General features: G+C 65.3%; 20 protein-coding genes and 1 tRNA gene. 13 read left to right on the forward strand and 8 right to left on the reverse strand.

Annotation, left to right across the window (positions count from 1 at the left end):
- Positions 1–2: 2 nt before the first annotated feature.
- Positions 3–533: a hypothetical protein gene (locus tag FPP74_RS09355; RefSeq protein WP_144718171.1), complete on the forward strand. Its 531-nt coding sequence runs from the start codon at positions 3–5 to the stop codon at positions 531–533.
- Between the two features lie 300 nt (positions 534–833).
- Here FPP74_RS09355 and FPP74_RS09360 read toward each other — a convergent pair whose 3' ends face one another.
- Positions 834–1,841, reverse strand: a complete 1,008-nt coding sequence (locus FPP74_RS09360; protein WP_144718173.1) for an acyl-CoA thioesterase — start codon at positions 1,839–1,841, stop codon at positions 834–836.
- A gap of 25 nt (positions 1,842–1,866) precedes the next feature.
- On the opposite strand from FPP74_RS09360, the gene FPP74_RS09365 reads away from it, so the two are divergent.
- From FPP74_RS09365 to purM, 3 genes are read left to right on the forward strand one after another with little or no spacing between them, the layout of a single operon-like run.
- On the forward strand, positions 1,867–2,259 hold the full coding sequence (locus FPP74_RS09365; RefSeq protein ID WP_095278696.1) for a sterol carrier family protein: 393 nt from the start codon (positions 1,867–1,869) through the stop codon (positions 2,257–2,259).
- Positions 2,260–2,298: 39 nt separating this feature from the next.
- Entirely contained in the window at positions 2,299–3,804 is a 1,506-nt protein-coding gene (purF, locus tag FPP74_RS09370) for an amidophosphoribosyltransferase (protein WP_144718206.1), read from the forward strand.
- Positions 3,797–4,870, forward strand: coding sequence for a phosphoribosylformylglycinamidine cyclo-ligase (gene purM, locus FPP74_RS09375; protein ID WP_144718176.1), 1,074 nt, complete (start codon positions 3,797–3,799; stop codon positions 4,868–4,870). The genes purF and purM overlap by 8 nt, the downstream gene beginning before the upstream one ends.
- A gap of 110 nt (positions 4,871–4,980) precedes the next feature.
- Here purM and FPP74_RS09380 read toward each other — a convergent pair whose 3' ends face one another.
- On the reverse strand, positions 4,981–5,184 hold the full coding sequence (locus tag FPP74_RS09380) for a DUF3073 domain-containing protein (protein ID WP_095537883.1): 204 nt from the start codon (positions 5,182–5,184) through the stop codon (positions 4,981–4,983).
- A gap of 128 nt (positions 5,185–5,312) precedes the next feature.
- Positions 5,313–6,359: a folate-binding protein YgfZ gene (locus FPP74_RS09385; protein WP_144718178.1), complete on the reverse strand. Its 1,047-nt coding sequence runs from the start codon at positions 6,357–6,359 to the stop codon at positions 5,313–5,315.
- Positions 6,360–6,400: 41 nt separating this feature from the next.
- Here FPP74_RS09385 and FPP74_RS09390 point away from each other — a divergent pair, with 41 nt between their 5' ends.
- Positions 6,401–7,312 (forward strand): aminodeoxychorismate lyase, encoded by a 912-nt coding sequence (locus tag FPP74_RS09390; protein WP_370511804.1) that lies wholly within the window; start codon positions 6,401–6,403, stop codon positions 7,310–7,312.
- Here FPP74_RS09390 and FPP74_RS09395 read toward each other — a convergent pair.
- Together FPP74_RS09395 and FPP74_RS09400 are read right to left on the reverse strand one after the other, a co-directional pair.
- Positions 7,309–7,962, reverse strand: coding sequence for an FABP family protein (locus FPP74_RS09395; protein WP_095278690.1), 654 nt, complete (start codon positions 7,960–7,962; stop codon positions 7,309–7,311). The two genes, FPP74_RS09390 and FPP74_RS09395, sit on opposite strands and share 4 nt — an antisense overlap.
- A 60-nt stretch (positions 7,963–8,022) precedes the next feature.
- A complete protein-coding gene (locus FPP74_RS09400; protein ID WP_186439425.1) occupies positions 8,023–8,826 on the reverse strand; it encodes an LmeA family phospholipid-binding protein in 804 nt (267 codons plus the stop codon).
- Positions 8,827–8,848: 22 nt separating this feature from the next.
- On the opposite strand from FPP74_RS09400, the gene mshD reads away from it, so the two are divergent.
- From mshD to pstB, 5 genes are all read left to right on the forward strand, one after another.
- Complete coding sequence (gene mshD, locus FPP74_RS09405; protein WP_144718183.1) at positions 8,849–9,718, forward strand: mycothiol synthase; 870 nt, start codon at positions 8,849–8,851, stop codon at positions 9,716–9,718.
- 272 nt (positions 9,719–9,990) lie between these two features.
- The gene (pstS, locus tag FPP74_RS09410) at positions 9,991–11,121 is read left to right on the forward strand and encodes a phosphate ABC transporter substrate-binding protein PstS (protein ID WP_122085313.1); all 1,131 of its coding nucleotides are present in this window, start codon (positions 9,991–9,993) and stop codon (positions 11,119–11,121) included.
- 160 nt (positions 11,122–11,281) lie between these two features.
- The gene (gene pstC, locus FPP74_RS09415; RefSeq protein WP_144718186.1) at positions 11,282–12,355 is read left to right on the forward strand and encodes a phosphate ABC transporter permease subunit PstC; all 1,074 of its coding nucleotides are present in this window, start codon (positions 11,282–11,284) and stop codon (positions 12,353–12,355) included.
- Between the two features lie 142 nt (positions 12,356–12,497).
- Positions 12,498–13,337 (forward strand): phosphate ABC transporter permease PstA, encoded by an 840-nt coding sequence (gene pstA / locus FPP74_RS09420; protein WP_233127033.1) that lies wholly within the window; start codon positions 12,498–12,500, stop codon positions 13,335–13,337.
- Positions 13,338–13,373: 36 nt separating this feature from the next.
- On the forward strand, positions 13,374–14,147 hold the full coding sequence (gene pstB / locus FPP74_RS09425) for a phosphate ABC transporter ATP-binding protein PstB (protein WP_095278685.1): 774 nt from the start codon (positions 13,374–13,376) through the stop codon (positions 14,145–14,147).
- A 68-nt stretch (positions 14,148–14,215) separates the two neighbouring features.
- On the opposite strand, the gene FPP74_RS09430 is transcribed toward pstB, so the two are convergent.
- Positions 14,216–14,938: a PhoU domain-containing protein gene (locus tag FPP74_RS09430; protein ID WP_095547925.1), complete on the reverse strand. Its 723-nt coding sequence runs from the start codon at positions 14,936–14,938 to the stop codon at positions 14,216–14,218.
- A 121-nt stretch (positions 14,939–15,059) separates the two neighbouring features.
- Complete coding sequence (gene dusB, locus FPP74_RS09435) at positions 15,060–16,232, reverse strand: tRNA dihydrouridine synthase DusB (protein ID WP_122085311.1); 1,173 nt, start codon at positions 16,230–16,232, stop codon at positions 15,060–15,062.
- Positions 16,233–16,552: 320 nt separating this feature from the next.
- Here dusB and FPP74_RS09440 point away from each other — a divergent pair, with 320 nt between their 5' ends.
- The 3 genes from FPP74_RS09440 (at position 16,553) to FPP74_RS12275 (ending at position 26,078) form a co-directional block, all read left to right on the forward strand.
- On the forward strand, positions 16,553–18,055 hold the full coding sequence (locus FPP74_RS09440; RefSeq protein ID WP_144718188.1) for an acetyl-CoA hydrolase/transferase family protein: 1,503 nt from the start codon (positions 16,553–16,555) through the stop codon (positions 18,053–18,055).
- Between the two features lie 116 nt (positions 18,056–18,171).
- A tRNA-Lys gene (locus FPP74_RS09445) sits at positions 18,172–18,244 on the forward strand.
- Between the two features lie 262 nt (positions 18,245–18,506).
- Complete coding sequence (locus FPP74_RS12275; protein WP_186439426.1) at positions 18,507–26,078, forward strand: G5 domain-containing protein; 7,572 nt, start codon at positions 18,507–18,509, stop codon at positions 26,076–26,078.
- Between the two features lie 275 nt (positions 26,079–26,353).
- Here the strand turns inward: FPP74_RS12275 and FPP74_RS09500 are convergent, their stop codons facing one another.
- On the reverse strand, positions 26,354–26,653 hold the full coding sequence (locus tag FPP74_RS09500; protein WP_095279017.1) for a metal-sensitive transcriptional regulator: 300 nt from the start codon (positions 26,651–26,653) through the stop codon (positions 26,354–26,356).
- Positions 26,654–26,738 lie beyond the last annotated feature (85 nt).

Raw genomic sequence — 26,738 nt, forward strand, 5'->3', positions numbered from 1 at the left:
ACGTGGTTGCGCTACTGCTGACGCTCGCCGCTGCCTTCGGCCTGTCCGTCGTCGCCGGTGCCACAGGTGCCGGCGCGGCGGGCTTTGTCATTTCTGCGACGTTGCTGGGGTTCGGGCTGGCGCCTTTCGTCGGCGACTCTTTGCATCGACTGCTGCCATGCTCGGTGTGGGGCAGATTTTCTCTCTCAGCCAGTACTGCTCGGGGCCTGGGCGTGGACCACTTCAATGCGTTTCTCACCCGGGTCGGGTGGAACCGGCAGATTGTTGCTATGCGCGGGTTTGGTGCTGCTGAATCTGGCACTGCTGCGTCTCGCGCTGCTGACCGCAGGAATCCGCGGCATATGCAGGCGGCAGCTGCCGGGCATGCGTGGGCGGTGGTGCTCCATATGGTCGCTGTGGTGTGGGCGGCGTTGGCTGGCGGGTGGGTGGCCGCAGTTGTTTTGCTGGTGGTTGGGATACTCGGGCACCTCTATCCGGTGCTGTTGCAGATCCGGGTGCTGACGCGGCTGCACGAGGGGCATAAACGGAGCTAGCTCCATTTGGACGTGCCCGGCCGGTGAATCGCCAGGTCGTGCGGGACCGTGAACCCTAAATGGAGCTAGCTCCATTTAGACCTGCCCCGCCGGTAAAACTCCAGGTCGCGCAGAATCGTGAACCCTAAACGGAGCTAGCTCCATTTAGACCTGCCCCGCCGGTAAAACCCCAGGTCGCACGGACCCGTAAACCCTAAACGGAGCTAGCTCCATTTAGACGACGGAGTTACGCAGCGAAAAACTCAGCGGCGCAACCCCCAGCAACCCCCAGCAACCCAGCCAACACCCCCCAAATAGCCCCTAGTCCACCCGCTGCGTCGGACCCGGCCGCTCGACCAGCGGCTCCGGCTCGTACTGGCCGCGCAGGTCCTTGAGCGTCTGGGTGTGCTCCCAGAGGCGCTTGTCCTCGTCAGTTACCGGCACGAACTGGCGCGCGGGCAGCGGGTTGCCGTCGACGTCGATGCCGATGTAGGTAAACGAGGCGTGGATGGCGTTGCTGAGCTGGTCGCGCCCGCCGCGCGGGTCGCCGGCCCGGACGAAGGTGGAGACGTGGATGGAACGGGAGTCGGTGCGCGTGATGCGCGCCTCCACCTCGATGAGGTCGCCGATGTGGATGGGCTTGTAAAACCGGATACCGCCGGCGTAGACGGCGACGGTGCGCTCGCCGGACCATTCCATGGAGCAGGCGAGGCCGGCCTCGTCGATCCATTCCATTGCGGTGCCGCCGTGGACGTTGCCGCCCCAGTTCACGTCGGTGGGCTTGGCCATGAACCGGTGGGTCAGGCGCGGCGCGGTGCCTTCGTCGGTGTACGTCTGCTCTTCCATGGACGCTTCGATGGCTTTGCGCAGTTCCACGCGGGACTTCGCTGCCTTCTCGACGCGGCGCTGCTCGTCGGTAATCGGCACGAACGTCGGCACGGGCATGGACTTGCCAGTCTCCGGGTCCTTGGCCACGAAGATGACGAGGCAGTCGCAGGCACGGGTGAACTTGCCTTCGCGGGGGTCGGCGGAGAGCACCTCGTTGACAATGTGCATGGAGCTGCGCCCGGTCATGGCGATCGTGGAGCGCACCTCCACGATGTGGCCGGACGGGATTGGCCGGGTGAAGTGGATGTGCCCCACGTAGGCGGTCACGCAGTAGGTGGCGGACCATTGCGCGGCGCAGGCGTAGGCGGCCTTATCAATCCATTCGAGGACGCGGCCGCCCGAGACGCCTTGGGCGCCGGCGATGAGGACGTCGGTAGGCGATGCCATGAACCGCAGAGTGATGGACGCCGACCTGTTCATGGGGACTGCTGTGTTCGTCATGGCTAGGCATCTTAGTATGGAGCGCATGGCATCCAGCAGAAGCTCGAAGCAGGACCCGGCGGCAACGCGCGAGGCGGTGGCGGCGGTCGACGCGTGGCTCGATGGTCAAGGGGAGACACCCGGCAGGGCATTGCTTGCCGACGCCACCCGCCGCACCGCCCGCACCCTCGCCGAAGAACTCCCGGGCAAGTCGGTGGAGCTTCGCGTGCCCCCGTTTGTGGCGGTGCAGTGCGTCGAGGGCCCGCGGCACACCCGCGGCACCCCGCCGAACGTGGTGGAGATGGCTCCGGAGACGTGGCTCCGCATCGCCACCGGTCGCAGCACGTTTGAGGATGAGGTGGCCGCGGGCAGGATCGACGCCTCCGGCTCCCGGGCGGGCGAGATCGCGCGGGGGTTGCCCGTAATTGCCCTTTCGTAGGCGCGGTCCGTTAAAGTAAGGGCCGTGCATACCGTGAGCATGGAAAATGACGGGGACTCCCGGGCGCAGCTCGACGACACACCGCGCGATGAGTGCGGCGTGTTCGGCGTGTGGGCGCCTGGTGAAGACGTCTCCAAACTGTCCTATTTCGGCTTGTTCGCCCTCCAGCACCGCGGCCAGGAGGGCGCGGGCATTGCGGTGGGCGATCACTCCAACATCGTCGTGTTTAAGGACACGGGCCTGGTCAGCCAGGTCTTCGACGAGTCCGTCCTCGATGCCCTCCAGGGCGATGTGGCCATCGGGCACACGCGCTACTCCACCGCGGGCGGCAATTCCTGGGATAACGTGCAGCCGATGTTCCGTACCTCGCCAAACGGCACGGACGTCGCGCTCGCGCACAACGGCAACCTGACCAATTACCAGGAGCTGCAGGCCGAGGCGATCGAGCGCAAGCTCATCCCGGCCGATGGCGTGCAGGGCCAGGGCTCGTCCTCCGATACCGCGGTCGTTTCCGCGCTGCTCGCTGACCGAATCCGCGGGGAGCACACGCTTATCGACGCCGCCCTCGACCTCCTCCCACGCCTCCAAGGCGCCTTCTGCTTCATGGTCACCGACGGCGACACCCTCTACGCCGCCCGCGACCCGCACGGCGTGCGCCCGCTCTCCCTGGGCCGGTTGGAGCGCGGCTGGGTCGTCGCCTCCGAGACGTGCGCCCTGGACATCGTCGGCGCCTCCTTCGTGCGCGACATCGAGCCGGGGGAGCTCGTGGCTATCGACGCCACCGGCATCCGCTCCGAGCGCTTCGCCGAGGCGCCGCGCCAGGCCCGCTGCGTGTTCGAGTACGTCTACGTGGCGCGCCCGGATTCGGTGCTGGACGGCCAGACGGTGAATGCCAGCCGCGTTGAGATTGGGCGTCGATTAGCGCGAGTCGCCCCGGTGGAGGCCGACCTGGTCATGCCGGTGCCTGAGTCGGGCACCCCCGCGGCGATCGGCTACGCCGAGGAGTCCGGGATCCCCTTCAAGCAGGGGTTGATGAAGAACGCGTACGTGGGTCGCACGTTTATCCAGCCGTCCGATACGCTGCGGCAGCTCGGGCTGCGGCTGAAGCTGAACCCGGTGCGCGCCGTCATCGAGGGCAAGCGGCTCGTGGTGGTGGACGACTCGATCGTGCGCGGCAACACCCAGCGCAAGCTGATCCGCATGCTGCACGAGGCGGGCGCCGCCGAGGTACACGTGCGCATCGCGTCGCCGCCGGTGAAGTGGCCGTGCTTCTACGGCATCGACTTCGCCAGCCCCGGCGAACTCATTGCGAACCACGGCCGCGGCGGCACCGATGCGGAGGTCGCCGAGTCCATCCGCACCATGATCGGCGCTGACTCTTTGGCCTTCGTGCCTATCGACGACATGATCGCCGCCACCAACCACCCCGCAGAAAACCTCTGCGCGGCCTGCTTCGACGGCAACTACCCGCTCGGGCTTCCCGACGGCAACCCGAACGCCGACCTTGTCCGGCGCATCCAGAAAGGTGACACCCGACATGACTAACCAGAACTCCGACCCTTCCGTCTCCTACGCCGCCGCGGGCGTTGACATCGAGGCCGGCGACCGCGCCGTCGAGCTGCTGAAGGGCCACGCGAAGCGTGCGTCCCGCCCGGAGGTCAAGGGCGGCATCGGCGGGTTCGCCGGCCTGTTCGCCCTGGGCAAGTACCGCGAGCCGTTGCTCGCGGCCGGCTCCGACGGCGTGGGCACCAAGCTGGCCGTCGCCCAGGCGATGGACAAGCACGACACCATTGGCATCGACCTGGTCGCCATGTGCGTCGACGACTTGGTCGTCTGCGGCGCCGAGCCGCTGTTCCTGCAGGACTACATCGCCACCGGCAAGGTCGTGCCGGAGAAGATCGCGGACATCGTCGGCGGTATTGCCGAAGGCTGCGTCCAGGCCGGCTGCGCGCTCCTCGGCGGCGAGACCGCGGAGCACCCCGGCGTGATGGAGGCCGACGACTATGACGTCTCCGCCACCGCCGTCGGCGTCGTGGAGGCGGATGAGCTGCTCGGCCCGGACCGCGTGCGCGAGGGCGACACGATTATCGCCATGGCCTCGTCCGGCCTGCACTCCAACGGCTACTCCCTGGCGCGCCACGTCCTGCTGGAGAAGGCCGGTCTGCCGCTTGACGGCCACATTGAGGAGTTCGACCGCACCCTCGGCGAGGAGCTGCTGGAGCCGACGCGCATCTACGCCCGCGACTGCCTCGAGCTGGCCTCCGAGTGCGAGGTCCGCACCTTCTGCCACGTCACCGGTGGTGGCCTGGCGGGCAACATGGTCCGCATCATCCCGGAGGGCCTGGTTGCGGAGATGCGCCGCGCCACCTGGACGCCGGGGCAGATCTTCCGCACGATCAAGTCGGTCGGCCAGGTGCCGGACGAGGAGATGGAGAAGACCTTCAACATGGGCGTCGGCATGGTCGCCGTCGTCGCGCCGGAGGACCGGGACCGCGCGCTGGCGATCCTGGCCGCCCGCCACGTGGACTCCTGGGTCCTCGGCGAGGTCCGCGCTGCGGACAACGGCGAGACCCAGCGCGCAGTGCTGGTGGGCGAGCACCCGCAGTACTAGCCGCCCGCAGTACTAGGCGCGGTGCACCCCGCACATGAACAAAGCACCCGGGGTTGCCGGGTGCTTGTGCTCAAACGGTGTGAATGGTGGCGTTGTGGGGCCGGGCGGACTTACTTCCGGTCCTCGTCATCATCGTCCCAGTCCGCGTACTCGGCGTACTGGTCATCCACCTCGTCACCGTCCTCGTCCCAACGCCGCTGCGGTGCCTTGCCTGCAAGCTCACGCTGCAGAGAATCGAGGTCCATTTCAGGCGTGTTGTACTTAAGTTGGCGAGCAACCTTGGTCTGCTTTGCTTTGGCGCGTCCGCGGCCCATGGCGTGACCCCCTTGAGGTGGTTCTAGGGCGGCCTAAGAAGGCGGCCTCATACTTTCGATAGTTATTGTCCTGGGGGACATAATAGCCTGTACGCCACGAAAATGCTCACCCGGCCCCTGAGCTGGGATTAACGCCCGCGGCGCAGTTTGTCCACCGCGAGACGGCCAAGCTTCTCGCCTTCGTCGGTAGGCAGCGAGTCCGGATCCACGCTCGCAGCGACCCCCTCGATGTCCAGCGGGGCGGTGAGGGCGGAGCGCTTGACCAAACCGAGCGCGACCGGGCCGTAGTCGGCGTCCTGGACGACGGTGCCCAGTCGGCCTACCTTGCGCCCGTTGGAGGTGATCGTCTCGCCCGGCTGCGGGTCGTGCGGCGCGGAGCCGTCGAGCTGCAGCATGACCAGCAGGCGAGGGGAGCGGCCAAGGTTTTCCACGCGCGCGACGGTCTCCTGCCCGCGGTAGCAGCCCTTGTTCAGGTGGACGGCCCCGATGTGCTCGCCGCGGTTGATCAGGCGCGGCGCCTCGTGCGGGATGGATTTTTCGTCCAGGTCCACGCCCAGCTCGGGCTCGACGTTGCGCACCCGCGCGGCCGTAAACGCCATCATGCCGGCGTACGCCACCCCGTGCTCGTGGAGTCGCTTGGCCACGCCGAGCGCCTCCCCCCGCGGCACCGCCACGTCCAGACGGGCGGGCGCAAAGTCGCTGACGCGGCGGGTGAAGACGGCCTCGTCGATGGCGGGGAACTCGGCGTCGTCTGCAAGCAGGGTGAGGATGGCCAAGTCGGCCTCTTCCACGGTGACGTCGGACCAGAACACCATCTTGCGCAGGTAGTCCACGAAGGAGTCGAACTGCGCGGGCGGGACGTCGAGGTAGAACGTGCCATCCACGAGTGCGAGGTCGGCGTGGTGCAGGATGTGGCCCTGGATGTCCAGGTCGAGGGCGGCGGCGGTGAGGGACGGCGTGGCGTCGATAAGCTTCTGCGAAAGCAGGTTGTTCAGGAACTCGGCGGCGTCGGGGCCGGAGACGGCGATGACGCGGCGGTGCGAGCGGTCGATGAGGCGTAAGCCCTGCTGTTCCACGAGCGGATTGCCGTAGTGCCAGGCCACTCCCTCGGCGAGCGGGTTGGACTCGATGGGGGTGGCGCCTGGCAGTTGTAAAAGATCGGACGAATACGACATAGACCCCGATCATACGGGCATAATGGGACAGTATGGCATCAATGCTCCCACCCGCTCCGGTCATTTACCTCGTCGAGCCCTTCGGCGGCTCCGTGCGCAGACAAAACGCGAACACGCCCCACATCTTCTGGGATGACGCGGCTGTGACGCGCGGCGACGGGATCTTTGAAACGATCCTCATCCGCAAGGGCGAGCCCGCGAACCTGGAGCAGCACGTGGAGCGGTTCCGGCGCTCCGCCGCCACTCTCGACTTGCCCGACCCCGGCAGGGAGCACTGGATTAAGGCGACCCGGGAGGCGGTGGCCGACTACGTGCGTGAACGTGGGCTTGCTGCGCAGGACGTGGACGCGAAGTGCGTCTGGACCATGTCGCGCGGGCGCGAGACTACCGGCGTGCCCACCGCCTGGCTGACCATCCGGCCGATCCCGGACTCGGTGCTGGAGGAGCGCAAGAACGGGGTGAGCGTGGTGACCACCCCGCGCGGCTACACCATCAACCGCGGCGAAGGCGGGGAGGCGGAGGTCCCCTGGATGCGGGTGGGCGCGAAGACGCTGAACTACGCGGCGTCCATGGCGGCGCTGCGGTGGGCCCGCGGAGAGGGGTACGACGACGTCATCTATATCGATCCGGAGACGGACCGTGTCCTGGAGGGCGCGACCTCGACGGTGGTGATTGTGAAGAAGGGCGGGCGGCTGCGCACCCCGAAGCCGGGACCGGGGATCCTGCCCGGCACCACCCAAGCGGCGCTGTTCGCGCACGCGGAGAAGAAGGGGTGGAAGTGTAAGCAGAAGGACATGTACCTCAGTGAGCTGTTCAAGGCGGAATCCGTCTGGCTGGTCAGTTCCACGCGCATGTACGCGCGGGTGCGCAAGCTGAACGGGAAGAAGCTGCCGGCGCCGGACAACGCGGCGGAGGTGCAAAAGCTGATCGTCGCCGCGCTGGATAGGGCTTAGCCGGCGATGCGCTTGAGCTCGGCGGACATGTAGGGAACCATCTCGCCGCCGACGGCGCGCTCGTCGACCCAGCCCAGGTTGTTGTTGGGCATGAGCCCGTAGAGGCGCTTGCCCGCGCCGTGCTGCTTCGGGCCGGACTCGGTGGCCAGGGTGGTGGCGCTCTGCAGCTGCCAGGCGCGCTCGTTGACCGGCTCGCCGTACATCACCTCGACGAGGCCGCGGGAGTTGGTGAGGGTCACCTCGATCTCGTCCTTCAGGGAGATGCGCCAGAAGCCCACCTCGCGCTGGTCGGCGCCGGTGGCGTTGCCGTCCTCGTCGATGCGCCAGATGCGCGACTCGAAGCGCAGGTAGTTCTCGCCGTCATGAGAGATCACCAGGCGCTGGCCAAAGGCGTACTCCTCGCCGTTGTCGTTGGCCTGGCCGGTGCCGGTCCACACGCCGACCAGCGGCAACAGCGCCAGCAGCCCGTCGTGCAGGCTCGGACCCTGGCGCAGGTTCGCCGTGTCCTCCTCTAGCGGGAAGTCCTCAAAGCCCAGCGCCGGGATGTTGCGGTGCGCCGTGTTCTTCGACTGCTCCGCGGCCAGGTTGACGGCGTCGTTGCCGTTGAGCGAGCCGGTGTTCTCGGGAGTGGTGTTCTCTGTATCAGCCATGCCAGCCAGGGTAGTCGCTGGCGTGCCGCGACCGCACTCTGCCTCGCCTGCCTCGCCTGCTTAGCCTGTCGAGGCATCCTCCGCGTCCGACGCCAGCGGCGAATCCTCCGCCTGCCGGGCGCCCTCGTCCGTCGACGGGTCCCGCAGGAGCGGGGTAAGGTCCGTCTCCTCCACGACGGTATTAATACGGTCCCGCGAAAACTCGATCGATCCGCCGGTGAGCTGCACGCAGTCGGCGGGGCCACCGAGCGGCAGGTCCCGGGTATCGCGCTCCAGGCTGAACGTGTCTACGGCCCGGTCGGTGAGCTCTGGGGGGACGTCCACGAGCTCGCTCGGGCGCATGACAAACTTTGTGCCGTCGATTCGCAGCGTCACCACCACCGTCACGGGGTCCTCCGTGCCCGGGATCGTGCCGGTCAGCCGCGCCTCGCTCGCGCCGCCGCCGGACGGGGAGATGTCGTAGGGGCTCGCGATGTCCAGGTTCGTCATGCCCAGCAGCTGCCCGAAGGCCACGCCGTCGAGCCGGACGATGCGGCGCACGAGGCTCGCCTTCGCGCCGGGCAGGTCGTCCACGAGGTGCGCGGTGCGGGGGTGGGGCAGGGTGACGTCGACAAGCTTGACGCCCACGTTGCCCACGCCGACGCCGGCAACGGGCACATCCAGGGCGTCGACTGTGATGCGGGGTACGGTGCGGCCGAAAGGCAGGCCGCCGACATACGCAGCGGGGGCGGTGGACAGCTCGCCCAGCTCAGCGGCGCGCGCGGAGAGTGCCTGCTCGGCGCGCATCCCCGCCGCCGTGTCCGCGAGGTAGCCCAGCAGCGCGATCGCCGCGACCCCGACAGCCGCACTTCGCTTCAATTGCATACTTGTACCGTAGCCTGGGTCCATGCACGATTACAGCACCATCCTCCACGCAGCCACCGACGCCGACGGGGTCGCCCCCTTCTCCGAGGCATTCGAGCAGGCGCTTAGCGACGCCACCCTCAACCACTCCCTCCTCACCACCCCTTCCACCGACGTACCCGGTGGGCTCGCGGGCCTGGCCTCCATCGCCCCGGACGGCTCCACGGAGCTGGTGGTGCACCCGGAGGTCCGCCGCCGCGGAATCGGTGCCGAGCTGGCGCGCCGGGTGCTCGAGCAGCGCCCCGACGCCGGCTTGTGGGCGCACGGCAATCTGCCGGGGGCGCGCGCCCTGGCGGAGTCGCTGGGGCTGAAGTCCACGCGCGAGCTCCTGGTCATGGCGTGCGAGGGGGACCACCTGCGGGACGCAGCGCAGCTCACGCTCCCGGACGGCTACCAGGCACGCACCCTTGCCAGCGCGAAAGCGGCGGGCGAGCAGGACGCGGTCGAGCGCGAGTGGCTGCGCGTCAACAACGAGGCATTTTCCTGGCACCCCGAGCAGGGCGGGTGGGACCTGGAGCGTCTCCACCGCGCGATGCGGGCGGAGTGGTTTGACCCGGAGGGGGTCTGGTTCCTCTCCTGCGGGGACGAGCTCGCGGGCTTCAGCTGGACCAAGGTGCACCCGGACGGTACGGGCGAGCTGTACGTCGTCGGCCTGGCCAATGATTACCGTGGCCGCGGGCTCGGCGCCCCGCTGATGCAGCTTGCACTCTCCCACTTGGTGGGGGAGGGGAGGGAGCGCGTCATCCTGTACGTGGAGGCGGATAACGCGCCGGCTGTGGCGCGGTACGAGGGCCTCGGCTTTGCTGTGGCGGAGCGGCACGTGGTGTACGGCGGGGCGTCGGAAAGCGCGTAACTGCTGTTGCTAGTGGGGCTAAGGGGGCGTGAGTCAACCCCTGAGTGTGTGACATTCATCGCATCTGCAGTGTTTTATCAGGCTTTTTCGGGCGTGTTGGCGAAGTTCACCGACTGTTTACCAAACCAGACACTTGGGGTTAACCGCTGACTTCTAGGTTGAGTAACCGTGAGTAATCGGAAAGAGTTTCGTCCACCTCGCTGTGGGCAAAACCGGCCGAGAGTGGCACCGATGCTCGAGTGGTAACTAACTAAGCACCGGAAAGGTATCCCGTGAACCGCAACTTTAAGCGCACCGCCGCCATCATCGGCGCCGTCGCAGTCTCCTCCGCAGCCCTCGTCGCTTGTGGCGATTCCTCTGACTCTGACTCCACCGACACCTCCTCCGAGGCTTCCTCCGCCGCTGAGGGTTCCGAATCCGAGGGTGCCGGCGCAGAGCTCTCCGGCCAGACGGGCCAGCTGGTCGGCGAGGGTGCTACCTCTCAGCAGAACGCAATGGACTACTTCGCAGCTCGCTACGCCGAGGAAGTTCCGGGCGCGACCCTGGCATACAACGCCACCGGTTCCGGCTCCGGCCAGAAGAACTTCATCGCTAACCAGGCTGCGTTCGCTGGCTCCGACTCCCCGCTGAAGGACGACCAGGTTGAGGCTGCCGCTGAGCGTTGCGGTGGTAACGAGGCATGGCACCTGCCGTTCGTCATCGGCCCGGTTGCCATCGCGTACAACCTGGACGGCGTTGACGAGCTGAACCTCACCGTCGACAACATCGTCGACATCTTCCAGGGCAACATCACCAACTGGAACGACCCGGCTCTGGCCGAGTCCAACCCGGACGCTGAACTGCCGGACCAGGAGATCAAGCCGTTCTACCGCTCTGACGAGTCCGGCACCTCCGACAACTTCCAGAAGTTCCTGGCTGCTGCTTCGGACGGCAAGTGGACCGGCTCCGGCAAGTCCTTCCCGGGCGAGGTCGGTACCGGTGCGAACGGCTCCTCCGGCGTTGCTACCGAGGTCAACAACACCCCGGGCGCAATCACCTACGTCGAGGCTGGCTTCGCTGACAAGAAGGCCAACATCGACTTCGGCTCCGGCCCGGTCGAGCTGACCGACGAGTCCATTGAGAAGACCCTGGACACCCTGGAGTTCAAGACCGAGGGTCACAACATGGTCGTCGACGCTGACAAGCTGTTCAAGACCGACGCAGAGGGCGCATACCCGCTGGTGCTGACCACCTACGAGATCGTCTGCTCCGCTGGTTACGACGAGTCCACCTCCAAGATGGTGAAGGACTTCCTGAACGTTGCTCTGGACTCCCAGGATGACGAGCTCGCAGCTGAGGGCTTCATCCCGGTCGCCGGCGCACACGCTGAGCGCCTGCGCGAGGCAGTCAACGCCATCCAGTAAGCCACTTGGCGGTGTGGTGCCCCCCAACGCGGCGAATGCCGTTGCGGGGGGCACGCCCATGTGAGGGCACGGTTAACACCAAGTGTGCAAACCGTTACCAAAAAATTGAACATTCGGAGCTTGGCTCCCCCTCTTTTCAACCATATAAGGACCAGTAACCATGGCTGACAACGAACTGACTCCGGCGGACGACCGCCGAGCGGGGTCGACGGCTGCGCCTGCGCAGCCCGAGGTCCAGTCCGCTACCGGTACGCCGGTACAAACCACCAAGGCGGCCCCGGTGGAAACGACCTCCGGCGCGGGCGTGAAGCGCCCGGGCGACCGCGTATTTGAATTCCTCTCGACCGCCTCGGCAACGCTGATCACCGTGATCATCATCGCGATCGGCCTGTTCCTGGTGCTCCAGGCGATCCCGCCGCTGAGCCGAAACGAAGGCGGCGTCGGTGGCTTCTTCACCTACGGCGGCAACTGGCAGACTGCCAACCTGGACGCAATGCAGTTCGGTATCCCGAACCTGTTCTTCTCCACCGTGATGATCTCGCTCATCGCGCTGATCCTCGCCATGCCGGTCGCACTCGGCATCGCGCTCTTCCTCTCCAACTACGCGCCGAAGAACCTGGTGCGCCCACTGGGCACCCTCGTGGACATGCTCGCCGCGGTCCCCTCCATCGTGTACGGCCTCTGGGGCGCGCAGGTGCTCGGCCCGGCCCTGGGCAAGTTCTACGAGTGGATCAACTCCTGGGGCGGTGGCTTCTTCCTGTTCGCCACCTACCAGAATTCCCCGCCGTTCTCCACGGCCCGCAACATGCTCACCGGTGGCATCGTCCTGGCCATCATGATCCTGCCGATCATCGCGGCCACTGCCCGCGAGATCTTCGTCCAGACCCCTCCGGGGCAGATCGAGTCCGCACTGGCGCTCGGCGCAACGCGCTGGGAAGTCATCCGCATGACCGTCATCCCGTTCGGCCTCTCCGGCTTCATCGCCGGCTCCATGCTCGGCCTCGGCCGCGCGCTTGGTGAGACGATGGCGCTCTACATGGTGGTCGCGCCGGCCAATGACTTCCGTGGTTCGCTCTTTGACGGTGGCACCACCTTCGCTACCGCCATCGCGAACGCATCCGCAGAGTTCAACAACCCAATCTCTGCTGGTGCCTACATCGCGGCAGGCCTTGTCCTGTTCGTGCTGACCTTTGTTGTCAACTCGATCGCCCGCGCGATCGTCAACAAGAAGTAAGGCAGGCAAGCGAATGTCTACAGCAGTTCCCAACAACGCCGGTGCTCAGGGCGCGGGCAACGCGACGGCCAACGTGGCGTCGGAAAGCACTCGCTCCGCGAAAGACAACCCCTTCACCGACATCTCCTCGGGCCGTAAGACCATGAATTCCGTCATGGGCGGCTTGATGTGGCTGTGCATGATCATCGCGCTCGTGCCGCTGCTCTGGCTCCTGATCACCGTGATCCTCCGCGGTGCCCCCGCGGTGCTCGACCTTGGCTGGTGGACCGACGATATGGTCGGCGTCCGCATGTCCAAGGAAGGCGGCGGCGCCCTCCACGCAATCGCCGGTACGCTGATGCAGACGCTCATCGCGTCGCTGATCTCCATCCCGATCGGCGTGTTCACCGCCGTCTACCTGGTCGAATACTCCAACGGCAACAAACTGGGCAAGCTCACCACTTTCATGGTGGACATCCTCTCCGGTGTGCCGTCCATCGTCGCCGCGCTGTTCATCTACGCACTTTGGATCACCATCCTGGGCATGGAGCGCTCCGGCTTCGCCGTGTCGCTCTCCCTGATCCTGCTGATGGTCCCGCTGGTGGTGCGTAACACCGAGGAGATGCTCCGCGTCGTCCCGATGGACCTGCGCGAGGCGTCGTACGCGCTCGGCGTGCCGAAGTGGAAGACCATCCTGCGCATCGTGCTGCCGACCGCCCTGTCCGGCATCGTCACCGGCATCATGCTCGCAGTGGCCCGCGTCATGGGCGAGTCCGCTCCGGTGCTGATCCTCGTCGGCTCCACCCCGGCACTGAACTGGTTCGGCCTGTTCGGCGAGCCGCAGTCCTCGCTTCCGCTGTTCATGCTCGAAATGTGGAAGTCCGGTGCAACCGGCTTTGCCGCAGAACGCCTGTGGGGCGCAGCCCTCACCCTGGTAGTCATCGTCGTCGTGCTCAACCTGCTCGCACGCGCGATTGCCAAGAAGTACTCCGTGAAGAAGTAACCGCCCCACACAACCATCATCTGAGGAGAATCCCCGATGTCTAAGCTCGAACTCAACGACGTCAACATCTACTACGACGACTTCCACGCCGTCCGCGACGTCAACATGAAGATCCCCGCACAGGCCGTCACCGCCTTCATCGGCCCGTCCGGCTGCGGCAAGTCCACCGTGCTGCGCACTCTGAACCGCATGCACGAGGTCATCCCCAAGGCCAGCGTCAAGGGCGAGATCCTGCTCGACGGCCACAACATCTACGGCAAGAACGTGGACCCGGTGTCCGTCCGCAACACCATCGGCATGGTGTTCCAGAAGGCGAACCCGTTCCCGACCATGTCCATCGAGGACAACGTCGTCGCCGGCCTGAAGCTCTCCGGCGAGAAGAACAAGAAGAAGCTCAAGGAGGTCGCCGAGGAGTCCCTCCGCGGCGCGAACCTGTGGGACGAGGTTAAGGACCGCCTGGACAAGCCGGGCGGCGGCCTCTCCGGCGGCCAGCAGCAGCGCCTCTGCATCGCCCGCGCGATCGCTGTGCGCCCCGAGGTCCTGCTCATGGACGAGCCCTGCTCCGCGCTCGACCCGATCTCCACCCTCGCGGTGGAGGACCTCATCCACGAGCTGAAGGCCGACTACACAATCGTCATCGTGACCCACAACATGCAGCAGGCAGCCCGTGTGTCCGACAAGACCGCGTTCTTCTCCCTCGAGGCAACCGGCAAGCCGGGTAACCTGGTCGAGTTCAACGACACGACCACCATCTTCGAAAACCCGGAGAAGAAGGAGACCGAGGACTACATCGCCGGCCGCTTCGGCTAAGGGCCGACAGTCCCTGCAGAAAGTACCGCGCCCCGGAGCAATCCGGGGCGCCGTCGCATGTCTCGGTACTACTTGCGGGTAAAGCGCCGCTCGATCGTGGCGAACTTTTCCTTCAAGTCGTAGTCGCCGTCGCGCTGCTCCCGGTACTGCTCCGGCTGCAGCCCCGTGACCAGGAAGACAATGCGGTTGCCCACGTTGACGCATCGGTCGGCGAAGCGCTCGTAGTACCGCACCACCATGGCCACATCCACGGCCTCCCGGTTGCTGTACTCCCACTCCGGGGCGGTGACCAGGTTGAGTAGATACGCCTTCATGTCGTCCATGTCCTCGTCGATCGTGTGCAGCTGCGCCGCGCACTCCGCGTCGGGGTGGAGGAGGAGCTCGCGGGTCTGGGCCACCATGGCGTCGGAGAGCCGCGCCATCTCCTCCATGAAGCCGGCGAGCGGGCCGGGCACTACGGCATCCGGGTGGCGTGCGCGCGTGAGCGTGGCCACGTGCATGGCGAGGGAGCTCATGCGCGACAGGTTTTCCACAATGTAGATCGACGACAGCACCTGCCGCAGGTCAGAAGCCACGGGGCTCTCGAGCGCAAGCAGGCTCATGCCGCGCTCCTCGCACCGGGTCTTGAGCTCGCGCAGTGCGTCGACCTGCGACAGCACATCCTCCGCGCCCTCGAGGGACTGGTGGAGCAAGGCCTCGGAGGCCTGCGCCATCGCCGCCCGCACCCGGTCACACATTTCGAGCAGGTCCGCGTTGAACGCCTCGAGGTGCTCGCGGTACGCGGTCCGCAGCTGGGGCGGGCCGTCATGCTTATCGACGCCACCGTCACCCCCGTCACCCGTTTCGCCTGCGTGGGCAGGCGCGGCGTGCTCCGAGGGCTCCTCGGGCTCGCGTGCGTTCGGTGCCTCCGGGCTACCCGCCGTTGTTTTCAATTTCCGCGCCCTGTGGGACCGCGTCATCTTCGGGATCATCCAACCATCCTTCTGGCAGCGCGACTTTGGAGGACCCGCCCTGGCGGCCGCGCGCGCTGTCAGCTTGCTCCGCCTTCGCATCAGAATCTGCAATCGGTGCCAGCCGGTCCCACAGCTGGCCGAGTGACGTCACCTGCGCGAGCTCCTTGCGGAACTCACCGCCCACGGGGAATCCGCGCAGGTACCAGCCGGTGTGCTTGCGGATGTCGCGGCAGGCGTGCTCCTCGCCGTCGTGGTCCGCCAGCAGTTCCGCGTGACGGTAGAGGATCCCGACAACCTTGCCCAGCGTCGGTTCCGCGGGGACTTCTTCGCCGCGTAGCTGCGCGCCGAGTTGGGCGAACAGCCACGGTCTTCCGAGGCACCCGCGGCCGACCTCGACGCCGTGGCAGCCGGTCTCCTGCATCATCCGCTGCGCGTCGCCGGCAGCAAAGATGTCGCCGTTACCAATGACGGGCACCCCGGTGCCGTCCATGTGCTCGACCAGCCGGGCGATCTCGTTCCAGTGCGCGGTGCCGGAGTAGCGCTCCGCCGCGGTGCGGGCGTGCAGGGCGACGGCGGCCGCGCCCTCCTCGGCGGCAATGCGGCCAGAATCGAGGTGGGTGTGGTGCTCAGCATCAATGCCCACGCGGAACTTCACGGTGACGGGGATGTCGGTTCCCTCGGTGGCGCGCACGGCGGCGGCGACGATGTTGCCAAACAGGCGGCGCTTGTAGGGGATAGCGGAGCCGCCGCCCTTGCGGGTGACCTTGGGGACGGGACAGCCGAAGTTCATGTCGACGTGGTCGGCGATGTTTTCCTCCACGATCATGCGCACCGCGTCATACGTGAACTTGGGGTCCACGGTGTAGAGCTGCATCGAGCGCGGCGTCTCCACGTCCGCGAAGGTGGTCATGTGCAGTGTCTTCGGGTTGCGGGCCACCATGGCGCGCGCGGTGATCATTTCGCAGACGTAGAGCCCGGAGCTGGTTCCGGTGAGCTCCTGCTCGATCTCGCGGCACAGGACGCGAAATGGCATGTTGGTCACCCCGGCCATGGGGGCCAGGATGACGGGGGAGTCCAGGTCCATCCCGCCGATGCGTAGCGCGGGGCCTGCGCTGGTCGTCGGTGCTGTCATGGTTCTCTATTGTTCCTGTTGGGAGGGGATAAGCGCAATTCGTTGGTGGCCCTGTGGCGTGGCTGCGAGAGGGGTCGCAGTGCGTACTGTTCCACCCCCTTTGGGGGTGACGTCGGGGGATGAGGGGTCTGGTTTGTGGGGGTGGTGTGGCGTCGATAAGCGTCCTGAAGCCCCCGCGACCTGCGAAGCTGCTGGTAATACCAATTTTTGGGGTGATGTGAAGTGGAGAGGTGTGCGCGCTCACGTGCTGGCAATGCGGGCTAGGTCACAATACAGTGGAGTTGTTATTCCGTACCGACGAACACAAGTGAGGGATGAACATGGGCGACCGTATCGCCAACGCAAAGCTTCGTGACAAGGTCATGACCGCCGAGGAGGCGGGCCAGTTTGTCAACCACGGCGACAAGGTCGGCATGTCCGGCTTCACCGGCGCCGGCTACCCCAAGGCCATGCCGGGCGTCATCGCAGAGAAGGCGAAGGCTGCGCACGACAAGGGACAGGACTTCAGCATTGACGTCTACACGGGCGCGTCCACGGCACCGGAGTGCGATGGCGTGATGGCGGAGGCGGGCGCGCTGCGCTACCGCATGCCGTACCAGTCGGACCCGACCATGCGCGGCAAGATCAACGCCGGCGAGATGAAGTTCCAGGACATCCACCTCTCGCACTCCGGCATGATGGTGGAGCAGGGCTTCTTTGGCGAGGTCGACCTGGCCATCGTCGAGGCAGTCCGTATTACGGAGGAGGGCAACATCGTCCCGTCGTCCTCCGTGGGTAACTCCGTGGAGTTCCTCAACGCCGCGAAGAAGATCATCATTGAGGTCAACGAGTGGCAGTCCGAGGAACTTGAGGGCATGCACGACATCTGGACCGTCCCGGCGCTGCCGAACCGCATCCCGATTCCGATTACCAAGTGTGGCGACCGCATCGGCACCTCCTTCATCGAGATCGACCCGGAAAAGGTCGTCGCCGTGATCCACACCAACGACCCGGATCGCAACGCCCCGTTCAAGGCCCCGGACGAGATCTCCGAGCAGATCGCCGGCAACTTCCTGGACTTTCTGGAGAACGAGGTCAAGGCCGGCCGCCTGGCGTACGACGGCTACGTCATGCAGTCCGGCGTGGGCAACGTCCCGAACGCCGTGATGGCAGGCCTGATGGACTCCAAGTTTGAAAACATCCAGGCCTACACCGAGGTGATCCAGGACGGCATGGTCGACCTGATCGACGCGGGCAAGATGACCGTTGCTTCCGCGACCTCGTTCTCCCTCTCCCCGGACTACGCGCACAAGATGAACGAGGAGGCCGCGCGGTACCGTGAGTCCATCATTCTGCGCCCGCAGTCCATCTCCAACCACCCGGAGGTGATTCGCCGCACGGGCCTGATTGCCTCCAACGGCATGATCGAGGCTGACATCTACGGCAACGCGAACTCCACGCACATCAACGGCTCCCGCCTGATGAACGCGCTGGGTGGCTCCGGCGACTTCACTCGTAACGCCTACATCTCCTCCTTCATCTCCCCGTCGGTGGCCAAGGACGGCGCGATCTCCGCGATCGTGCCGATGGTCTCGCACGTTGACCACACCGAGCACGACGCCATGGTCTTCATTACCGAGTACGGCGTGGCCGACCTGCGCGGCCTGGCTCCGCGCGACCGTGTGGCCAAGATGATCTCCATCGCCCACCCGTCGTACCGCCCGCTGCTTGAGGAGTACGTCGAGCAGGCTGCCAAGTGCAAGTACCAGGCCACCCCGCACGACCTGCGCCACGCCTTCGACTTCCACAACCGCATCATGGAGACGGGCACGATGCAGAAGTAGGTGAGCCCTTTCGCCCGCGCTACCCCCGTTTGGTTCATGCTGGTAGCGCGGGCGTTTGGTTGCGTGCGTCGGTCAATTTTCGCCCCGCGCATGTGGCCCGCTACTATATTTCGCATGGGCCTTTAGCTCAGCTGGTAGAGCTACGGACTTTTAATCCGCAGGTCGCGGGTTCGATCCCCGCAGGGCCCACCGTGAATACCCTCGGTCTCTTGTGAGGCCGGGGGTTTGCGCGTATGCGGGGCATTTTCGCTTATCGACGCCCCGCTGTTCCCATCCTCACCAGATCCGAACCACCACTTTCTATTAGGTATTACTAAATAACTGTATAAGTTTACGGCAGTGGAGTAAACTGTACGTCCAGGCAAGTTTCAGGTTTGCTGTTACCCGTCCGAGTGTCCGGGCGATGTGGACTGTAAGGCATCTGATGTGACTGTTCAGAAGGAGAACCCACGTGACTAAGAACATCTTTCGGCCCCGCAAGCGCGGCGCCCGCACCGGAATTGCGGTCTTTTCTGTCATTTCGCTGGCACTTGGCTCAGCGGCACACCTTCCCGGCCCCGCCCGCGCGGCCGAGGCCGCTGCCCCGGATACCGGTTCCGACTCGAACGCAAAATATAAGGGTGGAATTTTCGGCGACGATGGCACTGCAGTTATGCAGGGCTCGAAACTTATTGCGTCCGACATTGGAACCGAAAGCTGTACGGCCACGGGCGCGAGCCAATCGTTCTCCAAAGCGGGCTTTAAGGTAGAGATTGCAGAGCCAGGTAAAAAAAGCGCCGATAAGCGCCAGTTTGCTGTAATGGCTGAGTTCTCGGGAGATAAGCAGCGCACCTTCAGGGATTGGCTGATACAAGGAACGAATAATAATGCCCTGTTGAAGCCGCACGACGTTGAAGCCAAAACCTCCGCTGAGGGGACTCCGTGGACCCCCACAGCGAAGGCAGACGAGGTCTTGTCGATCGCAAAGAATGGGCCGAGGGCGCCCCTGACTGCCACGATCGTGGCGGATCTCACCCCGGACAAGATTGCACAGTACGCGGAGGCAACCGCGGATTCCCCCGTTCGGTACGTCTGGGCAGACAAATACACAGCGGACAACACTGACCCCGCAACACAGATTTTTGCTGGGCCAGACATTTCTGTCTCGGTGAACCCCTGGCCGAGCGAGAACGATAACTGCTCGCCGGTCACGGTGGACTGGGAGAACATCAAGACGCTGGTGATTGACACTGACGAGACGGTGAAGGTTGGTCAGATTCACGCCGACGCAAACTCTCTGCCCCGAATGGTCGTGGAGGCTCATGATCAGGCCGGCAACCTCTTGGGTACGAGCAATGCGGAAGTGTCCGGAGTATCCGGGGGGACGGAAAACATCAAAATTGATGAGACGACAGGCAATATCACCTTCACCCCGCCGGAGTACGTAGGAAAAAAGGCTATCGCCGGTGACCAGAACATCTCGTTTACCGTGGTTGCGCAACCACGTACAGGAGAACAGCTCGCGGCGGCAGTACCGGAAGACGGATATGGGGTTGTTGATGCGGCTGCCTCGAACAGCCTGCCACGTTACAGCAAGCCGAACCTAGTGAGCTCCAACAGCATTACGCTGGACGATACGAAGTACCACGACCCGGAATATGACGCTGCTGATAAAGCCATCATTTCCGGCACCGAATCCGCAACCGGACCGGTGACGAATGAGCGCCAGTCGGTCACATTCACAACTGCCGGCGACAAGATCGCAGACCTTGTGAAGAAAAAGGTGCTCGATGGCAACAACGCAGTGCTGCGTAAAGACAACAACAACGCCACGGTGAAACTGGATAAGCGGTACGTCTACGAGGGGTGGGACGTCACGATGAACCCCGAGACGTATGACGTCACGGTGACCGCGCCGAAGGACCCGAAGCCGGGCACGTTCGCACAGCCTCGCGTGGTTGTCACCTACTCCAACGGCTCGCGGGACATGATTCCGCTGCTGGTGCTGGTGGACCCCAACAACACCCAGGTCACGGAGCTGGCCCCCGATCCGGAGACCGTCAGCGGCGTGCAGGGCGCCGAGCTGAAGTCAAAGGTGGGCTACCAGCCAACGATGAGCGGCTACGACGCGGTGAAGCCGACGAAATTCGAAATCGACCCTGCCTCCGTTCCGGAGGGCTGGGACGTGAAGGTCGACGAGGACGGGACCGTCACGGCGACGTCGCCAAGCGATGCCCCGAACAACTCGCACGCAAACGTCAAGGTGCTTGCGACTTACCCGGACGGGACGACGGACGAGACGAACGTCGACTTTAAGGTCGCCGCGAGCGTGAAGGTTCCGGACTACCAGGCCGTCACCGGCAAGGCGCAGGATAAGGTCTCGCTGACCCCGACCATTCCCAACATTGGCATCGGTGGCGAGGAGGATGATGAGGCCCCGTCGAGTTACTCCTTCCCGGACGGCGGGACGACCCTGCAGCAGGGCGAGTGGTTCCTGACCATTAACCCGGAGACGGGCGAGGTCACCTCGGAGATCCCGGCCGACGCGCTCCCGGGGGCAAGCCTGACGTTCCCTGTCCAGGCGCACTATGCCAGTGGCGCGACTCCGCAGGTCACCACTGGCACCATCAACGTCGTTGGTGACAAGCAGGGAGCAGACGTGGCCAGCTACCCGCCGCGCCAGACTAAGCCGGGCGTTGCCGTTACCTCGGACATCTCCACGCAGCTGAAGGACCCCAAGAGTGCTACGTACAAGCTTCCGGATCCGAAGTATCGCCCGAAGGGTTGGACGTTTGCTATTGATGACAACGGCACGGTCACCGCGACCCCTGATGCGTCCCTGCCGGATGGCGCAACCGCAGACCTCCCAGTGACCGTGACCTACCCGGACGGCTCGAGCGCCACGGTTCCGGCCGAGTTCAGCGTGGTGTCCACCGCATCTGGTGCCAACAACCCGAACTACAAGACGGTGCACGGCCAGCCGGGCGACGAGGTCAAGAGCCCGGTCGACACCACCTACGTGAACCCGGCGTACGAGCCGAAGTACGAGTTCATCACGGATCCAACCGATCCTTCCTACATTCCGCTGCCGCGGAACCTGTCTTGGGACGACCTGACGATTAATCCCGATACGGGCGAGATCACGATGAAGATCAGCCCGAACGCAAAGCCGGGTACCTCCGCACAGGTGCCTGTGCGGGTGAACTACAACGACGGCAGCTCCGACGTGACCAGCGGTACGTTTATCGTTGACGCCGAGGCTCGCCAGATCTACAACCCGGACTACCTGCAGGCGTGGACGTCTCCGGGTGGCACGCAGACGTCGAAGCCGACGGAGGCCTCGGACGTCCCGTGGCGCGACCTCGCCGATAATGTGGACGACCGCTACTCGGTCCCCGCGGAAATCGACGGGTGGACGTTTACGGTCGACTATGACGGCACCGTCCACGCGACGGCCCCGAAGGGGGCACGCGCCGGCGACCACGTCGACGTGCCGGTGACGGTGACGTACTATGACGGGAGCAAAGACGTCGTCTACGCCCCGTTCGTCGTGCGCGATAAGCAGGCGGAACTGTACGCCCCGGGCTACCCCGCGGAGTCGACCACGCCGGGCAAGGAAGTCACCCGCAGCATCACGCCGAAGGACCTGCCTGAAGGCAGCACCTTCTCCTTCGGCATGGACGGCGACACGCCGATCACTCAGGCCGAGGAGAACGGCTGGAAGTACTCCGTCGACCCGAAGACCGGTGCCATCACCGTCACCCCGCCGGCCGATGCGAAGCCGGGCGACAAGCAGACGAAGAACGCGACGGTGACCTACCCGGACGGCTCGACCGATGAGGCGCCGGTGACCACCATTGTCAGCCTGACCCAAAACTTCGAGGTCGAGCCGACCTACCCGGCCGAGAACGTGTACCCGGGCACGAAGACCTCGCTGCCGCTTACGCTGGACAACCCGAACGGCGTTGAGGTCGCGGCGCAGGATCCATACAAGATCCGCCCCGCGAAGAACTACACCGACACCGGCGACGTCAACGAGTTTGGTAACCCGGTGTACAAGGTCAAGACCGCCAACGGCGACTGGCTTGTCAGCCTGGACAAGGATGGCAACGTCCTCGCAGAGTCCCCTGCAACCGCGAAGCCGGGCGATGCGATTAACGTCCCGGTCTCCGTGAAGTACGCCGACGGCTCCGTGGACAGGGTCTCCGCACCGGTCACCGTGGTGGACCGGCCGACCCGCGAGGTGCCATTCAAGGTCGAGTACAAGTACGACAACACGCTCCCCGCGGGCCAGTACAAGGTGGAGAAGGAAGGTACCGCTGGCGCGGAGAAGCAGAACGAGGACGGAACCTGGACGCGGACTCAGGAGCCGACGAACGAGGTCGTGCTTGTTGGCACCCTGCAGTCGAAGGCCACCGACGAGGTGACCTGGACCGTTCCGCTGCCGTTCCCGACAACGATGCGCCCGAACCCCGACCTGCAGCCTGGCGAGACCAAGGTCGTTCAGGAAGGCGCAACCGGCGAGGAAACCTACACCGCCACGTTTGACGCTGAGGGCGACCATGCCAGCCACGTGGAGTCGACGAAGCGGACGGACCCAGTGGAGCGGATCGTGGAGTACGGCCCCCAGCTTGGCGAGACCGAGCTGGTGACCAAGACCACCAAGCAGCTGCCGTTCGACACCGAGGTCAAGGCCGACCCGAACCTCGATGCCGGCAAGACCGAAGTTGAAAAGGCCGGCGTGCTCGGCGAGGAGACCGAGACGTCGACGCAGAAGCTTGTCGACGGCAAGCCCTCCGGCGACCCAGTCGTCAGCACCGAGCGCACGAAGGAGCCGGAGACGCAGATCATCCGCGTCGGCACGAAGCAGTCGGCCCCGACCTCCCCGGACCAGCCGACCCCGCCGGCCCCGTCGGCGTCGGTAAGCGTGCCCTTCACCACGCAGGTCGAGTTCGACGACACCCTCCCGGCTGGCGAGCAAAAGGAGAAGCAGGCCGGCAAGGACGGCAAGGGCGTGGTGGAAAACGGCGAGCTGAAGATCACCGAGGAGCCGACGCCGCGCATCATCGTCGTCGGCACGAAACAAGCCACGGACCCGTCAACTGACCCGGGAAGCGACCCGGAGACTCAGGCGCCGAAGGACTACTCCTGGACTGAGTCCACCGCCTTTGACGTGGAGATTCGCGAGAACCCCGATCTGGCGAAGGGCGAGAAGCGAGTTGTCCGCGACGGCGAGCGCGGTGAGGAGACCCACACCGTCCACTTCGAGCTCAAGGACGGCGTGTACGCACCGCAGGAAACGACCGAGGTGACCAAGGAGCCGGTCAACAAGATCGTGGAGATCGGCACTAAGGGTGATACCCCGACTGAGCCAACGCAGCCGGGTGAGCCGCAGGAGACAGAGCAGTCGGTCGTGACCATCGAGCGCCTGCCGTTTGACACGGAGGTCATTGAGGACCCGGCGCTGGAGGCCGGGCAGGTGATTGTCGAAAAGCCTGGTGCTCCTGGCAAGCAGCAGACCGTGACCACCCAGAAGTACAAGGACGGCAAGCCGACGGGCGAGCCGACCACCACCTCGACTGTGCTGGTGGAGCCGGAAAACCGCGTCATGCGCGTCGGCACGAAGCAGCCGGAGCAGCCGAGCTCGCCGGCGTCGGTAAGCCTGCCGTTTACCACGATCGTTGAGTTCGACGACACCCTCCCCGCAGGCGAGCAACGTGAGAAGCAGCCGGGCAAGGACGGCAAGGGCGTCGTGGAAAACGGCGAGCTGAAGATCACCAAGCCGGCAACCCCACGCGTCATCGTCGTCGGCACGAAGCAAGCCACGGACCCGTCAACTGACCCGGGAATCGACCCGGAGACTCAGGCGCCGAAGGACTACTCCTGGACTGAGTCCACCGCCTTCGACGTGGAAATCTGTGAGAACCCCGATCTGCCGAAGGGTGAAAAGCGCGTTGTCCAAGACGGCGAGCGCGGCGAAGAGACGCACACCGTCCACTTCGTGCTCAAGGACGGCGTGCTCACCCCGGAGGAATCCACTGAGGTGACCAAGGAGCCGGTGAACAAGATCGTGGAGATCGGCACCAAGAAGGACACGCCGACGGAGCCGACGGAGCCGACGGAAACCTCCAAGCCGACGGAGCCGAAGGAGACAGAGCAGTCGGTTGTGACCATCGAGCGCCTGCCGTTCGACACGGAGGTCATTGAGGACCCGACGCTGGAGGCCGGGCAGGTGATCGTGGAAAAGCCTGGTGCTCCCGGCAAGCAGCAGACCGTGACCACCCAGAAGTACAAGGACGGTAAGCCCGTTGGCGAGCCGACCAGCACCTCGACCGTGCTGGTGGAGCCGGAAAACCGCGTCCTGCGCATCGGTACCAAGCCGGCCGAGACACCCGAGGTCAAGTCGGTGACTACGGACCTGCCGTTTGGTACCAAGGTCATCTTCGACCCGACGCTCGAAGCGGGCGAGAAGGCGACCGTGACCGAGGGCGTGCCGGGCCGCGTGACTGTCACCGGCACTGACGTCGAGCGCGTCGAGCCGAAGGACGAGGTCGTGCGCATCGGCACCAAGCCGTCCGAGAGCACCGCCGAGATCCCGGAGGAGGTGTCCTGGGAGGAGCCGCTGCCGTTCAAGGTGATTGTGAAGCAAAACCCGGACAAGCCGCGCGGATCCGTCGAGGAAATCACGCAGGGCAAGAACGGCACACAGAAGCGTGGCGTGCGCTACGAGATCGTCGACGGCAAGCTCGTGCCGAAGGAGTTCACCGAGGTCATTACCCCGGCCACCGACCACGTCATCGAGGTCGGCACCGGCGGCGAAGCATCCGAGATCACCGAGGTCAACGAGTCGGCGCTGCCGTTCGAGACTGAGATCATCGAGGATCCGACACTGCCGGCAGGCGTCGTCTTCACCGAGCAGAACGGCCAGCAAGGCTCGCAGCGCACCACGCGCACTTGGAAGCTTGTCGACGGCCACGTCACCGGCGACCCGACCGTCTCCACCGAGACCATCACGGAGCCGACCAACCGCATCCTGCGCGTCGGCACCGGTACGCCCCACACGGGCGAGCAGGCGAAGACGGAAGAGCGCCCCTACTTCCCGCCGGTCGTTCTGGGCAAGGGCGCAACCGAGCGCGTCGAGCTGGAGCACGGCCACGTCGACGGCGACTCCTACGAGATCGGCGACGTCCCCGAAGGCTGGGACGTGACGATCGACGAAACGACCGGCGAGGTCTCCGTGACCACGCCGGACGACGTCGAGCCGGGAACCATCGCAACCATCCCGGTGAAGGTGACCCGTGCGGACGGCAGCGTCCTCGAGACCTTTGTCAAGGTTGCCGTCTCCGGGAAGCAGGCCGAGCCGTCGGAGCCGACGACGGAGCCTTCGGAACCGACGACGGAGCCGACGACGAAGCCTTCGGAACCGACGACGGAGCCGACTACGGAGCCGACGACGAAGCCGACAACGAAGCCTTCGGAGCCGACGACGGATCCGACCCCGGTACCGGGGGCGACCGGCTCGTCTGAGGATTTCCAGCGCTGCGTGGCAAACGCGTTCGCCGCGAACAGCCCGCTGCTGTGGCTGGTACCGATTGGCCTCCTTGCTGCCGTTGGTGGCCCGCTGTCCCAGCAGTTCGGCCCGCAGATCAACCAGGCATTTGGCCAGATCAACGGCCAGATCAACCAGAAGATCCGCGAGAACACGCCGGACCTGCCGGACGTGGGCATGGGTGGCAACAACAAGCCCGAGTGGTACCGCCAGCTCGAGGCCCAGGCAGACGCCGTGAACCAGCAGTTTGCTGGCCTCCAACAGCAGTACGCCGGTGTGGGCGAGCAGCTGCGACCGCTGGGCATCGGCCTGGCCGTCATCGGTGCCGCAGCCGTCGGCATCGCGCTGATCAACCAGGCATGTAAGCCGGAAGGCTTCGACGGCTGGACCAGCTCGTCCAAGGGCGATAACGGGATGACCACCGTGCGCCCGGAGGGCGCGGATGAGGCGTCGTCCCTCGGCGGTTCGTCCTCGAAGGACGGCAAGACCGGGTAGTAAGTCGTGCGGCAAGTCCCGGGCACTCGCCCGGGAATGAACTGCTCCCCACTAGTCGGACTGAGGCATCAGTGACCGGCTGGTGGGGAGCTTTGCGCCGGGCGTTGCAGCGCTTTAGGCGCAGATACCGATAGTAAGACCCCGACAACACGCTCCTGGCGGGCGAAATCGGGGTCTTAGTATCGGTATCTAGCGTTTGGGTGGGCTCGGGCCCGCGCAGGCGTGGCTCGGGCCGGCACGGAAGGGCAGCGTGGGCGTCGAAAAGCGACTGCCTCTTAGGACTTCACCATCCGCTTGATGGCCAGCATGGCTTCGGCGACCTTCTCGTCGGCCTGATCGTCGCCCGCGGCGAGCGCGCCCTTCACGCAGTGGTTGAGGTGGTCCTCCAGCAGGGCGAGGCCGAGGTTTTCCAGGGCGGAGTCGATCGCCGCGATTTGGGTGAGGATGTCAATGCAGTACTGGTCCTCATCAACCATCCGGTGAATGCCGCGCACCTGTCCCTCGATGCGCTTGAGGCGGGCGAGGTAGCGGGACTTCTCATCAAAGTAGCCGTGCTGGCACGAGTCTTCTTGCATGCGGTCATCTTAACCGACCGACCGGCCCGTAAGAAACATGGCGTGCGCAGCCGTTTTGCCATTGTCACAGGCGATGAACTAGATT

It is taken from the genome of Corynebacterium sp. NML180780, from assembly GCF_007786415.1.
GTDB classification, from domain to species: domain Bacteria; phylum Actinomycetota; class Actinomycetes; order Mycobacteriales; family Mycobacteriaceae; genus Corynebacterium; species Corynebacterium gottingense.